The sequence below is a fragment of the Delftia sp. JD2 genome, assembly GCF_001682645.1.
In the GTDB taxonomy this organism is placed as follows: domain Bacteria; phylum Pseudomonadota; class Gammaproteobacteria; order Burkholderiales; family Burkholderiaceae_C; genus Comamonas; species Comamonas acidovorans.
On record NZ_LFJT01000027.1, the window covers coordinates 40,218 to 53,758 of the forward strand.

Consider the following 13,541-nt stretch of genomic DNA (forward strand, 5'->3'; position numbering starts at 1 on the left):
AGCTTTTGTTTTTAATGGAGTCGTCGGACAAAAAAAGAGCCCGCACAAGGCGGGCTGGTGATGGTCAGGCCGGCGGCAAAAACCGCCGACTCGTACGCATCTTACTGGATCTTGGCCTTTTCGCGCAGCGATTCCTGGAATTGCGCCAGCTTTTGCTGTTGCAGCTGCTGCACGATCTGGGGCTTGACTTCCTCGAACTTGGGCAGTTCGGCCTGACGTGCGTCGTCCAGGCGGATGATGTGGTAGCCGAACTGGGTCTTGACCGGCTCCTGGGTCATGCCACCCTTTTCGAGCTTGATCAGGGCTTCGGAGAACTCGGGCACGTAGTTGCCGGGGTTGGCCCAGTCGAGGTCACCGCCACGGGCGCCGGATCCGGGGTCCTTGGACTCCTTCTTGGCGATGTCTTCAAACTTCTTGCCGGCCTTGATCTCGGCAATGATGGCCTTGGCGCGGTCTTCCGACTCGACCAGGATGTGGCTGGCCTTGTATTCCTTGCCGCTGTTGGCAGCGACGGCCTTGTCGTACTCGGCCTTGGCTTCGGCGTCGGTCACGGGGTTCTTCTTCTGGAAGTCCTCGAACAGCGCGCGGATCAGGATGGTCTGGCGGGCCAGTTCCATCTGCTGCTTGTAGGCTTCGCTGTTGGCCAGGCTGCGCTTGTTGGCTTCCTGCATGAAGATCTCGCGGGCGATGACTTCTTCCTTGATCTGCCCTTCCAGCTCGGGCGTCACGGGGCGGCCGCTTTGCTCGATCTGTTGCTTGAGCGCTTCGGCGCGTGCCTTGGGCACAGCCTTGCCGTTGACGACGGCGATGTTCTGGGCCGAGGCGGACAGGGCCGCGGTGCTCAGCACGGCGGCAGTCACCAGGCTGGTCAGAAGCTGTTTTTTCATGCGAATTCCAGATATGAAGGAAAAATTGATTCTATAGCGCGGATACGCAACAGGCTCCGAATCGTCGGAGCCTGTAAAAGTTCAAAGAACCTCGATGGCGATGGCGTGTGCGCCCTGGTCAATGAATTCTTGCAGCGCATCATACACAAGGCGATGGCGTGCCACGCGTGGCTTGCCTTGAAACAAAGGTGACGCAATGCGCACGCGGAAATGCGTGCCGAAGCCGGTGCCGTTGGCGCCCACATGGCCGGCGTGCTGGTGGCTCTCGTCGATCACTTCCAGGTGATCGGGGGCGAGGCGCTCGCGCAGCACGGCCTGCATGGCTTCGGCGGTGATGGGCAGCGGATGGGCGGGCGCGCTCATGGCTGCTTGTCCTGCTGCACGCCAGACGGGGGCAGGGCGTCGGGCGTGGCGGCTGCTGCCTCGCCCTTGTCTTCCTGCATGAAGCGGCTCATGTAGATGGCCTGGCCGATCACGAAGACCAGCATCAGCCCCATGCCGCCGAACAGCTTGAAGTTGACCCAGGTGTCGGTGTCGAAGCGGTAGGCGATGACCAGGTTGAGCGCGCCCATGACCGCGAAGAACGCCGCCCAGCTCCAGTTCAGGGTGCGCCATGCGTTGTCGGGCAGTTGCAGCTGCGCGCCCATGACCGAGCGCAGCAGGTTCTTGCGGAACACCAGCTGGCCTATCAACAGGGCGCTGCCCATGAGCCAGTACAGCACGGTGGGCTTCCACTTGATGAAGGTGTCGTTGTGGGCCAGCAAGGTGGCGCCGCCGAACAGCACGATCACGCCCAGGCTCACCCATTGCATGGGCTCGACCTTGCCGTGGCGCACGCGCAGATAGGCGATCTGGGCAATGGTGGCGACGATGGCCACGGCCGTTGCCGTGTAGATGCCCCAGACCTTGAAGGCGACGAAGAACAGGATGATGGGGAAAAAGTCGATCAGTAACTTCATTGGAAGGTTTCGATGGGCTTGGAGTCAGGCATGGGACCTGAGCTTGGCAGGCGCATTGTGGCGCAGCCGGCGCGGCCCGGCATCGGTGCAGGGCCGCGTGGCCTGGGGTTTTTGCGGGCCTGGAGCCTAGGCCTTGGGCGGCTCGAATTCCAACGATGCGGAATTCATGCAGTAGCGCAGCCCTGTGTCGGACGGGCCATCGGGGAACACATGCCCCAGGTGGGCGCCGCACTGGCTGCAGACGGTTTCGGTGCGCACCATGCCGTGGCTGCGGTCCACGATTTCGGTGATGGCGCCCGGGATGGCGCGGTCGAAGCTGGGCCAGCCGCAGCCGGCGTCGAACTTGGTGTCGGAGTCGAACAGCTTGCTGCCGCAGCAGATGCAGTGGTAGCTGCCATCGGCCCAGAACTGCTCATAGCGGCCGGTGAACGGGCGCTCGGTGGCTGCATGGCGTGTCACCTGGAAGGCGGCAGGTTCGGCGCCCTTGGCCTGCAGCTCGGCCTGCCATTCCTGTTCGGTCTTGTGGATGGGAAAGCTCATGATGAACAGCTGATCTCGATGGAGGAAGCCCAGTCGGGCGGGAAGCCTGCCCATTCGGCATGCTCGGCGTGGGGGTCGAACGGAGTCTGCAGCACGGCCAGCAATTGGCGCACGGGAGCGAAGTCACCGGCCTTTGCGGCGCGGATGGTCATCTCTCCCAGGTGGTTGCGCAGCACGAAGCGCGGATTCGATTCTTGCATCAAAGCGGCGGCTGCCGCGGCGTCCGTGCCTGCCAGGTGCCGCGCGTACAGGGCTGCCCAGCGGTCGAAGGCCTCGCGGTCCAGCACCAGGTCGCGCACGGGCTCGAGGTCGAGGTCCGTGCCGGCACCGGCACCGGCACCGGCACCCCCAGCCACCGCATCGGTCAGGCGGCTGAAGAAGATGGTGTAGTCCACCGCGTTGTCGGCCATGAGCTGCAGCAGCGGGTTCACCAGGGCGGCAAAGCGCCCCTCGGCGGGCGGCGTGCCTGGAGCATCTTCGGGCAGGCCCAGCTTGCGCAGCATGAGGGCGCCATAGGCCTGCGGAAACACCTGCTTGTACGACTCCAGCGCTGCAATGGTCAGTTCCTCTTCGCCGATCAGCGGCAGCAGGGCCTGGCCCAGGCAGTACAGGTTCCAGTAGGCCACCTGGGGCTGGCGGTTGAAGGCGTAGCGGCCCTGGGTGTCACTGTGGTTGCAGATGTGGCCGGGGTTGAAGGCATCGAGGAACTGGAAGGGACCGTAGTCGATGGTCAGGCCCAGGATGCTCATGTTGTCGGTGTTCATCACGCCATGACAAAAGCCCACGGCCTGCCAGTGCGCCAGCAGCCGCGCCGTGCGCTCGCTCACGGCCTGCAGGAAGTTGGCGTAGGCGTTGCCGGCCAGTGCCTCGGCTGTGCGGCATTCGGGGTAGTAGCGGTCGATCACGTAGTCGGCCAGCTGGCGCAGAGGCGCTATCTGGTCACGCGCCGCAAAGTGCTCGAAATGGCCGAAGCGTATGAAGCTGGGCGCCACGCGCGCCACCACGGCGGCGGTCTCGATCTCTTCGCGGCGAATGGGGGCGGGCGATCCGGTGAGGCTCAGCGCGCGCGTGGTGGGAATGCTCAGGGCGTGCATGGCCTCGCTGCACAGGAACTCGCGGATGGACGAGCGCAGAACGGCGCGCCCGTCGCCCATGCGCGAGTAGGGCGTGCGGCCCGCGCCCTTGAGCTGGATTTCCTGGCCCGAGGCGGTCTCACCCAGCAAGATGGCACGGCCGTCGCCAAGCTGGCCGGCCCAGACGCCGAACTGGTGGCCGCTGTAGACGCTGGCCAGCGGATGGCTGCCGGGCAGCACGGCATTGCCGGTGAGCGCCTGCAGGGCCTCATCGGAGGCCAGCCACTGCGGGTCCAGGCCCATCAGCTCGGCGGTGCCGGTGCTGGTGGCAATCCAGTGCGGCTCGGGCAGCGGCGTGGGGCGCAGATGGGTGAAGAAGTCCGGGCCCAGGGCGGCGAAGCCGTCTTGCCAGGAGATGGGAGGGCGTGGGGAGGTCGCCGGAGCCTGGCCTTCGGCGGCAGCATGCAGGTTCATGCGGGAATTGTCCCCCAGCGCCTATGCCCCGTGGGGCGCAAGGTTCATGCGCGCATTCACCCCATTCATTCACGCACGCAGTTGCTGCCGGTACTGGCCCGGCGGCATGCCGAACCAGCGGCGGCAGGCGCGAAAGAGGTTGCTCTGGTCCACAAAGCCCAGCAGGTCGGCCACCTCGGCCAGGCTGCGGCGCGGCTCGCCCAGGTACTGCAGGGCCAGCTCGCGCCGGGTTTCGTCCAGCAGTTGCTGGTAGCTGGTGTCTTCGGCCTGCAGGCGGCGCTGCAAGGTGCGGTCGGTCAGGCCCAGCAGGCTGGCCACGTCTTCGCGGCGCGGCTCGCCCTGGGGCAGCAGGCGCGCGATCTCGTGGCGCACGCGCGCGCCCACGCCGGCCTGGCCCAGGTGGTCGAGTTCGGTTTCGACCAGCTTTTCGTGCAGTGCCAGCAGTTCGGGGTTGTGTGTGGGAATGGGGGCGAGCAGGTCGGCCTCGGACAGCAGGAAGCGGTTCGCGTCCTCGCCGAAGCGCGGCAGCAGGCCGAAGGCCGCGCGGTAGGCGGCCTCGTGCGAGGGGGCGGGCGCCTCGGCCATGAATTCCACGGCCAGCGGCCAGACATCGCGCCGCGTCAGCCAGTTGCACAGCACCAGCAGCGTGAGCACGGCGAACTCCACGCGCTGGCGCGGCACGGGCCGTGTGGCGCCGATGTGATGTATGGACAACCAGTAGCCGCGCGCATCGCGCTCCAGCGTGAAAGACGTTGCGTCCGAGATCACGGCCATGTGGCGTTCCAGGTCGCGGAAGCCGGCCAGCAGGTGCGGGCCCGAAGCTAGCGAGTAGCCGACCAGATCGATGTTGCCGTGGCGCGCGGCCAGTTGCCGGTCCAGCCCCAGCGTGGGATTGGCGGACTGGGCCACCGCCAGCTCCCAGAGCCGGCTCACTCGGTCCACATCGGTACGGGTCTGCGAATGCTGCAGTGCGGCAAGGTCGATATCGGCTGCGGCGCACAGGCTTTGCGGGGCCAGCCCTTCGGTGGCCATCATGTCCAGGATGCCGCGCACCCAGGCGGCGGAGCTGCTGCGCTGCGTTGTCATGACCGGGTTTTCCTGGGCCATTCGGGGCGCTGTTTGCGTTCTGAAGTCACTGTTTTGGCGTGGTTGCGATAGCGGCGTTTTGCCGCGCTGTTCCTAGAATTTTTGCAGCGCGGCGAACGACTGCGCAGTGTGACCCATGGGCCCGGCGCGGCCCATACGGGAAACCCCAAAAACCATTCAGGAGACAAGCATGCGCACAGGACAGCGGTGGATGGCTGGCGGCATACGCCTGGCCGTGGCTTCAATGGCTTTGTGGCTCGCGGCCTGCGGCGGCTCGGGCGGCGGAGGTCCCGAACTGCGCGAGACGGCCTACGGCCCCTTGCGCGGCGTGGACGATGGCGCCGCCACGGGCACCTATTACTGGAAGGGCGTGCCCTTTGCCCAGGCGCCCGTGGGCGCGCTGCGCTGGCAGCCGCCGGCCGAACCCAAGGCCTGGGAGGGCGTGCGCGAGGCGCGCCAGTTCGGCAATGCCTGCCTGCAGATCGGGCGCATGTACGGCCCGGGAGCCAACAACCGCTTCGACGACACCATTGCCTCCACCCTGGGCCAGCCCGTGGGCAGCGAGGACTGCCTGACGCTCAACATCTGGCGCCCGGCCAGCGGTGCCGAGAAGCTGCCGGTGCTGGTGTTCATCCACGGCGGCAGCGCCATCTCGGGCTATACGGCCGATCCGCTGTATGACGGCGCGGCCCTGGCACGCGCCGCCAATGCCGTGGTGGTGACGGCCAACTACCGGCTGGACATCCTGGGCTACATGCACATGCCGCAGATGCAGGCCGGCGCGCCGGCCACGGGCAACTTCGCGCTGCTGGACAACCTGCAGGCGCTGCGCTTTGTGCAGCGCAATATCGCGGGCTTTGGCGGCGATCCGGGCAATGTCACGCTCATGGGCCAGTCGGCAGGTGCCACCAATGTGCTGGCGCTGCTGGCGGCCGAGTCGGCGCGTGGCCTGTTCCACAAGCTGGTGCCCATCAGCGGCGGGCTGTCGCTTCCATCCAACCTGCCGGCCGGCGTGCTGGCCACGCTCAAGCCGGCTTCGGCCTACGCCACCCAGTCCGCGCTGCTGCTGGCCCATCTGATGGTGGCCGATGGGCTGGCTGCCGATGTGGCGGCTGCGGCCACGGTGGCTGCCGGCTGGACACCGGCGCAGATTGCGGCCTACCTGCGCGGGAAGGATGCGCGCGTGCTGCTGCAGACCCTGGTGGCCAAGGGCCTGACGGGCGCGGGACCGATTCCCGACGGCCTGCTGCTGCCCACCGATCCCATGGCTGCGCTGGCTGCGGGCCAATACAACCGCATGCCCGTGATGGCCGGCTACACGGCCGAGGAGGGCAAGCTGTTCGCGCCCCTGCTGGCTGCGCTGGGCGGCAAGCCGGGCTTCAGGATCGATGATGTGGCGCGCTTTCGCATGATGCAGTCCTTCGATGCGCAGTCGCCCAACGCGCCGGGCCTGGCCGACATCATCGATGCCGCCTACCTGCCCGTCGATACGCCGGTCACCGGCTACAACGCCCGCATGGCGCAGCTGACCCATCTGTTCGCCGATCCCAGCCGCGACCAGTTGCTCAATACGCTGCGCACCCGGCAGGCCGAGGTCTGGAGCTACCGCTTCGACTGGGCGCGCCAGCCCGCGCCCTGGAACACGGTCTACGGCGCGGCCCATGCCTTCGATCTGCCCTTTCTCTTCGGTAACTTCGGGCCGTCCGTGTTCTCCCGCGTGACCAACAGCACGGCGAATGCCCCGGGCCGGCTGGCGCTGTCGAACGCCATGATGGCCAGCCTCAAGGCCTTCATGCAGACGGGCAATCCGCAGAACGCGGCCCTGGGCCAGACATGGAAGCCCTGGCCGTCCAGCCTGATCTTCGACGCCGAGCCGGGCGCGACCAGTATCCGGCTGCAGTGAGAGAGCCGTTGAGCGGGCAGGTGAGCGAGTAGATGAGCGAGCAGGGGCTTGCTGAGGCAAGCCCCGAGAGACAGCCAACAACAACGAAGGAGACAAGTACCCATGACAGTCAAGACCGTTTTCACACATGCCTGGCGCTGGCCGCTGGCGGGGGCCATTGCGGCCGCCGCCGTGGGCCTGGCCGCCTGCGGAGGGGGATCGTCGGGCATGCCCGCGCCCATGGGGCCGGGCCAGCAATCGGGCTACATCACCCTGCCGGACGGCAGCAGGATGCGCTACTCGCTGCTGCTGCCCGAGGGGCAGGGCCCGTTCCCGCTGCTGGTCGAGTACGACGGCTATATCTCGGGCTCGTACCCCAACATCAGCAGTCCCTGGACCAAGGAAGGCTATGCGGTCATGGGGCTGAACGTGCCGGGCACGGGCTGCTCCACGGGGGATGACAAGGTGTTTGACGCCAGCGTAGGTGCGGCCGGTGCCTTTGCCATCGAATGGGCCGGGCGGCAGGCGTGGTCCAATGGCCGCATCGGCATGATCGGCTACTCGTACTCGGGCTACAACCAGCTGTGGGTGGCTGCGCACCGGCCCAAGGGACTGCTGGCGATCACGCCCAGCAAGAATGTGGGCGATCCCTACCGAGACGTGGGCTATCCGGGCGGCATTGCCAACATCGGCTTTCCGGCGCAGTGGTGGAACGGCTTCCCGCGCATCTGGCGCACGGCTGCCGACCTGGCGGTGAAGAACGGTGGCGACACGGAATGCGCCAAGACCGTGGCCGACAACATCGAGAAGATCAAGCGGCCCGAGCTGGACCTGATCAAGTGGCTGGACAACCCCTATGCCGATGGCCTGTACCTGGAGCGCAGCGCCATGCTGCAAAGCGGCAAGATCAATATCCCCACGCTGGGCACGCAGTCCTGGCAGGACGAGCAGATCGGCCCGCGCTCGGGCTACTACGAGGACACCATTGCGCCCGACAGGATGTGGTTGGTCAGCTCCAACGGCGACCACCACACGAACATCACCTCGGACCATATCGACCAGACGCTGAAGCGCTTCCTGGCGCGCTTCGTCAAGGGCGAGGACAACGGCTTCGACAAGGAGCCGCGCGTGCGCCTGCTGCAGGAGATGCAGACCACGGACGCCAAGGCCCCCAATGGCGGCGCCAAGCTCATGCCCACGGGCGAGGCACGGTTTGACCGGCTGCCTGTCCAGGTCAAGCCCCTGCGCCTGTGGATGCAGCCCGGCCAGGCGCTGGGCGACAGCGCACCCGCCTCAGGCACGGCTTCGTCCAGCTACCGCTATCCGGCCCTGAGTCCGCAGGTGAACAACCCGGCGGCCGAAGGCTGGCCCGCCGTGCCCGCTTCGGAAAAGGATGGCCAGCTGGTCTTCACCACGGCGGCCCTGCCGCAGGACCTGAGCTTCTATGGCGAAGGCTCGGCCGACCTGTGGCTCAGCGCCACGGCCGCCAATACCGACATCCAGGTCACCGTGTCCGAGGTGCGGCCGGACGGGCAGGAGATGTTCGTGCAGCGCGGCTGGCTGCGTGCCTCCAAGCGTGCGCTCGATGAGAGCCGCTCCACGGCGCTGCGTCCCTGGGGGGCCTACACACGGGACAAGGATGTGCCACTGGTCGCCGGCCAGCCCCAGTTGATGCGGGTGGAGATCCAGAAATTCGCGCATGTGTTCCGCGCCGGTTCAAGCATTCGCGTGACAGTGGATTCGCCATCGCAGACCGGATACTGGATCTTCGGCAACGACAAGACGCCGTCCACGAACACGTTGTGGCATGACGCGGCGCATGCCTCCAGCATCGTCCTAGGGTATATCCCATACGAGCATGCGAAGACGCTGCCGAGTTGCGACAAGACAATGCGTCAACCATGCCGGAAAAACGATGCGCCTGTCCCTGCCGGGATCGGACCCAGGGCGCCGGCCTGAGCCACCCTCCATGCGGGCAGCGGCATCGCGCACCAGGGCCTTGGCCTTGCGCGAATCCGCGGTCCGCAGTTCACGACGTTCACGAAGTTCAATCACCTTAGGAGCCTATAGATGCTGGGTCTGATGCAAAGCCAACCACTGTTGATCTCGTCGCTGATCGACTTCGCCGACCGCCACCATGGCGATGCGGAGATCGTCTCGCGCAGGGTGGAGGGCGATATCCATCGCTATACGTACCGCGACCTGGCACGGCGTTCGCGCCAGCTGGCGAACACGCTGGACGGCCTGGGCCTGCAGCCTGGCGACCGCGTGGCCTCGCTGGCCTGGAACGGCTACCGCCACATGGAGATGTACTTCGGCGTCAGCGGCTCGGGCCGCGTGCTGCACACGGTCAATCCGCGCCTGCATCCCGACCAGGTGGCGTGGATCATCAACCACGCGGAAGACCGCGTCATGTGCTTTGACCTGACCTTCCTGCCCATCATCCAGGCCGTGCATGCCAAGTGCCCCACGGTGCGCCAGTGGGTGGCGCTGTGCGATGCGGACCGCCTGCCCGCCGACAGCGGCATTCCGGGCCTGGTCAGCTACGAGGACTGGATTGGCGGCCAGTCCGACCAGTACCAGTGGCCCGAATTCGACGAGAACACGGCCTCCAGCATGTGCTACACCAGCGGCACCACGGGCAACCCGAAGGCCGTGCTGTACAGCCACCGTTCCACCACGCTGCACGCCTACGCGGCCGCGCTGCCCGATGTGATGTGCATATCGGCGCGCGACTCGGTGCTGCCCGTCGTGCCCATGTTCCACGTCAACGCCTGGGGCATTCCCTACTCGGCCGCGCTCACGGGCTGCAAGCTGGTGTTCCCCGGCCCGGCGCTGGACGGCAAGTCGCTGTACGAGCTGATCGAGGCCGAAGGCGTCACCTACGCGGCCGGCGTGCCCACGGTCTGGCAGATGCTGCTGGGCCACATCAGGCCGGGCGGCCTGCGGTTTTCCACGCTCAAGCGCACGGTGATCGGCGGCTCCGCCTGCCCGCCGGCCATGATCACGGCCTTCCAGGACGAGTTCGGCGTGGAGGTGCTGCATGCCTGGGGCATGACCGAGATGAGTCCGCTGGGCACGCTGTGCACGCTCAAGAACAAGCAGCTGCAGCTGCCCAAGGACGAGCAGATGAAGATCCTGCAAAAGCAGGGCCGCGCCATCTACGGCGTGGACATGCGCATCGTCGACAGCGACGGCACCGACCAGCCCTGGGACGGCAAGAGCTATGGCGACCTGCTGGTGCGCGGCCCCTGGATCGTGGACAGCTACTTCAAGGGCGAGAGCCCGCTGGTCAAGGACGCGCAGGGCCGCGGCTGGTTCCCCACGGGCGACGTGGCCACCATCGACCCGGACGGCTTCATGCAGATCACCGACCGCAGCAAGGACGTTATCAAGTCCGGCGGCGAGTGGATCAGCTCCATCGACATCGAGAACATCGCCATGGCCCATCCGGCTGTGGCCATGGCCGCCTGCATCGGCATGCCGCATCCCAAGTGGGACGAGCGCCCCATCGTCGCCGTGGCGAAGAAGCCCGGCGCCGAGGTCACGCGCGAGGAACTGCTCAAGTTCTACGAGGGCAAGACCGCCAAGTGGCAGATCCCCGACGACGTGGTCTTCGTCGATGCCATTCCGCTGGGCGCCACCGGAAAAATGCTCAAGACCCGGCTGCGCGAGCAGCTGGCCGACTACCGGCTGCCGGGGCTTTGAGCCGTTGCGGGCGGCCACCGGGCCAGGGCATGCGGGGGCATGTCCTGGCCGGGGCGGCCGGTCCGAGTCTCGTCGGCGATAGCCGCTAGGGGCAATCACCGATCAGGGCAGGGCACAGGGGCCATTACCCTGGGCCTCGCCCAGAAACCACCACAAGAGGAGACGCTTCATGAAGTTTGCGATCAAGGCATTGACGGCATCCCTGGCCCTGGCTTGCGCCACGGGCGCCATGGCCCAGAAGGGCGAGACGGTGAAGGTTGCGTGGATCGACCCGCTGTCGGGCCTCATGGCCGCGCTGGGGTCCAACCAGCTCAAGAGCCTGCAGTACATCGCCGAGGAGCTCAACAAGGGCACGGCCTCGGGCGTGAAGTTCGAGATCATCGGCATCGACAACAAACTCAGCCCGCAGGAAACCACGGCAGCCCTGCGCTCGGCCATGGACCAGGGCGTGCGCTACGTCTTCCAGGGCAACGGCTCGGGCCCGGCCCTGGCCATCATGGATGCGCTGGAAAAGCACAACGCGCGCAACAAGGGCAAGGAAGTCGTCTACCTGAACTATGCGGCCGTGGACCCGGACCTCACCAACAGCAAGTGCAGCTACTGGCACTTCCGCCTGGATGCCGACACCTCCATGAAGATGGAGGCCTTGACCACGTACATGAAGGACGTGCCCGAGGTCAAGAAGGTCTACCTGATCAACCAGAACTACTCGCACGGCCAGCAGGTCTCCAAGTACGCCAAGGAGATGCTCAAGCGCAAGCGCCCCGATGTGGAGATCGTGGGCGACGACTTCTCGCCGCTGGCCCAGGTGCGCGACTTCGCACCCTACATCGCCAAGATCAAGCAGTCGGGTGCCGACTCGGTGATCACGGGCAACTGGGGCTCGGACCTGGCGCTGCTGATCAAGGCCGCCAGCGACGCGGGCCTGAACAACGTCAAGTTCTACACCTACTACGCCATCGCCACCGGCGCGCCCACGGCCATGGGCGCGGCTGCGGCCGACAAGGTCTACATGGTGGGCTACGGCCACATGAACCTGCCCGGCCCGCTGGACCGCATCACCAAGGGCTACAAGGCCAAATTCAACGACGACATGTACACGGGCTCGCTGTACTCGGGCCTGACCATGCTGGACCAGGCCTTCCTGCGCGCCAAGACCACGGACCCGGCCAAGGTGGCGGCCACCATGGAAGGCATGAAGTTCAACAGCCTCAACGGCGAAGTGGAGATGCGCAAGAGCGATCACCAGCTGCAGCAGGGCCTGTTCATCGCGCGCTGGGAAAAGGCCGGCGGCAAGTATCCGATGGATTCGGAGAACACCGGCTACACCTTCGTTCCCGTGAAGTACTACGAGCCCTATGTGGCCAGCACGCCGACATCTTGTGAGATGAAGCGACCCTCATGACGGCATAACTGGCCATTGAACTTCGCAAAGGGGCGTGAGGCGCCCCTTTTTTTGCCCGAAATCAGGCAAAACACGGTTTTCTGGCCTGATCGATGGCGATCTGTCGCCAATGTGTCCAGGGCCGCAGCCAAGTCGCATGCGCGATAGTTTCTAAGGCATTCCCCAGAGGGAAATTGTCATTCAGGCGTTAGTCTGGCGCCAATACAGATATCCGAATCAACCGGAAAAAGGAGACAGAAAAATGAAGTGGATCGTGCATTCGGTGGCCGCCTCGGCCATGCTGGCCTGTGCATCGGGCGCCTGGGCGCAAAAGGGCGAGACGGTGAAGATCGGCTGGATCGATCCTCTGTCGGGTCTGATGGCCGCCGTGGGCACGAATCAGCTCAAGACCTTCCAGCTGATGGCCGAGGAGTTCAACAGGAAAAATGCCTCGGGCGTGAAGTTCGAGATCATCCCGCTGGACAACAAGCTCAGCCCGCAGGAGACCACGGCCGTGCTGCGCTCGGCCATGGACCAGGGCGCACGCTACGTGGTGCAGGGCAACGGCTCGGGCCCGGCCCTGGCCATCATGGATGCGCTGGAAAAGCACAACGCGCGCAACAAGGGCAAGGAAGTCGTCTACCTGAACTATGCGGCCGTGGACCCGGACCTCACCAACAGCAAGTGCAGCTACTGGCACTTCCGCCTGGATGCCGACACCTCCATGAAGATGGAGGCCTTGACCACGTACATGAAGGACGTGCCCGAGGTCAAGAAGGTCTACCTGATCAACCAGAACTACTCGCACGGCCAGCAGGTCTCCAAGTACGCCAAGGAAATGCTCAAGGCCAAGCGGCCTGATGTGCAGGTGGTGGGCGACGACTTCGCGCCCCTGGCCCAGGTGCGCGACTTCGCTCCCTACATCGCCAAGATCAAGCAATCGGGCGCCGACACGGTGATCACGGGCAACTGGGGATCGGACCTGTCGCTGCTGCTCAAGGCGGCCAACGACGCGGGCCTGAACAACGTCAAGTTCTACACCTACTACGCCTTCGGCTCGGGCTCGCCCACGGCCATGGGCGCAGCGTCCGACGGCAAGGTCTACACCGTGGGCTATGGCCACTACAACATGGGCGGCCCCATCCAGCCGCTGATGGCCGAGTTCAAGAAGAAGATGAACGACGACCTCACGCAAAGCTCGATCTACCACGTGTTCGCGCTGCTGGATGCGGCCTTCGTCAAGACCGGCGGCACCGACCCCGTGAAGGTGGCGGCCGCGCTGGAGGGCATGAAGCTCAAGAGCTTCAACGGCGAAGTGGAGATGCGAAAGAGCGACCACCAGCTGCAGCAGGGCCTGTACATCACGCGCTGGGAAAAGGCCGGCGGCAAGAACCCGTATGACGCAGAGAACACGGGCTACACCTTCGCCCCGGTGAAGTACTACGAGCCCTACGTGGCCAGCACGCCCACCTCCTGCCAGATGAAGCGCCCGTCCTGAGAGCGGCCCGCACCGCTTCCTGTCCCCAACGCACCGAGACCAAGGCCTTT

At 65.7% G+C, this 13,541-nt stretch carries 11 protein-coding genes; 5 read left to right on the forward strand and 6 right to left on the reverse strand.

From position 1 onward, the window contains the following. Positions 1 to 101: 101 nt before the first annotated feature. From ACM14_RS16065 to ACM14_RS16090, 6 genes are all read right to left on the reverse strand, one after another. On the reverse strand, positions 102 to 887 hold the full coding sequence (locus ACM14_RS16065) for a peptidylprolyl isomerase (protein ID WP_012205136.1): 786 nt from the start codon (positions 885 to 887) through the stop codon (positions 102 to 104). Between the two features lie 81 nt (positions 888 to 968). Continuing rightward, complete coding sequence (locus ACM14_RS16070) at positions 969 to 1,250, reverse strand: BolA family transcriptional regulator (protein ID WP_013802780.1); 282 nt, start codon at positions 1,248 to 1,250, stop codon at positions 969 to 971. Further along, positions 1,247 to 1,846 carry a septation protein A gene (locus tag ACM14_RS16075; RefSeq protein ID WP_034392671.1) on the reverse strand — a complete coding sequence of 200 codons (600 nt, stop codon included), beginning with the start codon at positions 1,844 to 1,846 and terminating at the stop codon, positions 1,247 to 1,249. The genes ACM14_RS16070 and ACM14_RS16075 overlap by 4 nt, the downstream gene beginning before the upstream one ends. 126 nt (positions 1,847 to 1,972) lie before the next feature. Next, positions 1,973 to 2,386: a peptide-methionine (R)-S-oxide reductase MsrB gene (gene msrB, locus ACM14_RS16080; RefSeq protein ID WP_012205139.1), complete on the reverse strand. Its 414-nt coding sequence runs from the start codon at positions 2,384 to 2,386 to the stop codon at positions 1,973 to 1,975. After that, on the reverse strand, positions 2,383 to 3,933 hold the full coding sequence (locus tag ACM14_RS16085; protein WP_065346703.1) for a YdiU family protein: 1,551 nt from the start codon (positions 3,931 to 3,933) through the stop codon (positions 2,383 to 2,385). The genes msrB and ACM14_RS16085 overlap by 4 nt, the downstream gene beginning before the upstream one ends. A gap of 69 nt (positions 3,934 to 4,002) precedes the next feature. Continuing rightward, the gene (locus ACM14_RS16090; protein ID WP_065346724.1) at positions 4,003 to 5,019 is read right to left on the reverse strand and encodes an AraC family transcriptional regulator; all 1,017 of its coding nucleotides are present in this window, start codon (positions 5,017 to 5,019) and stop codon (positions 4,003 to 4,005) included. Positions 5,020 to 5,209: 190 nt separating this feature from the next. On the opposite strand from ACM14_RS16090, the gene ACM14_RS16095 reads away from it, so the two are divergent. The 5 genes from ACM14_RS16095 (at position 5,210) to ACM14_RS16115 (ending at position 13,491) form a co-directional block, all read left to right on the forward strand. Beyond that, a complete protein-coding gene (locus ACM14_RS16095) occupies positions 5,210 to 6,922 on the forward strand; it encodes a carboxylesterase/lipase family protein (protein ID WP_065346704.1) in 1,713 nt (570 codons plus the stop codon). A 102-nt stretch (positions 6,923 to 7,024) separates the two neighbouring features. Next, positions 7,025 to 8,860: a CocE/NonD family hydrolase gene (locus tag ACM14_RS16100; protein WP_065346705.1), complete on the forward strand. Its 1,836-nt coding sequence runs from the start codon at positions 7,025 to 7,027 to the stop codon at positions 8,858 to 8,860. Between the two features lie 111 nt (positions 8,861 to 8,971). Then, positions 8,972 to 10,609 (forward strand): 3-(methylthio)propionyl-CoA ligase, encoded by a 1,638-nt coding sequence (locus tag ACM14_RS16105; protein WP_065346706.1) that lies wholly within the window; start codon positions 8,972 to 8,974, stop codon positions 10,607 to 10,609. Between the two features lie 169 nt (positions 10,610 to 10,778). Further along, the gene (locus ACM14_RS16110) at positions 10,779 to 12,014 is read left to right on the forward strand and encodes a branched-chain amino acid ABC transporter substrate-binding protein (protein ID WP_013802774.1); all 1,236 of its coding nucleotides are present in this window, start codon (positions 10,779 to 10,781) and stop codon (positions 12,012 to 12,014) included. A gap of 241 nt (positions 12,015 to 12,255) precedes the next feature. Continuing rightward, the gene (locus ACM14_RS16115) at positions 12,256 to 13,491 is read left to right on the forward strand and encodes a branched-chain amino acid ABC transporter substrate-binding protein (protein ID WP_065346707.1); all 1,236 of its coding nucleotides are present in this window, start codon (positions 12,256 to 12,258) and stop codon (positions 13,489 to 13,491) included. Positions 13,492 to 13,541: the final 50 nt, after the last annotated feature.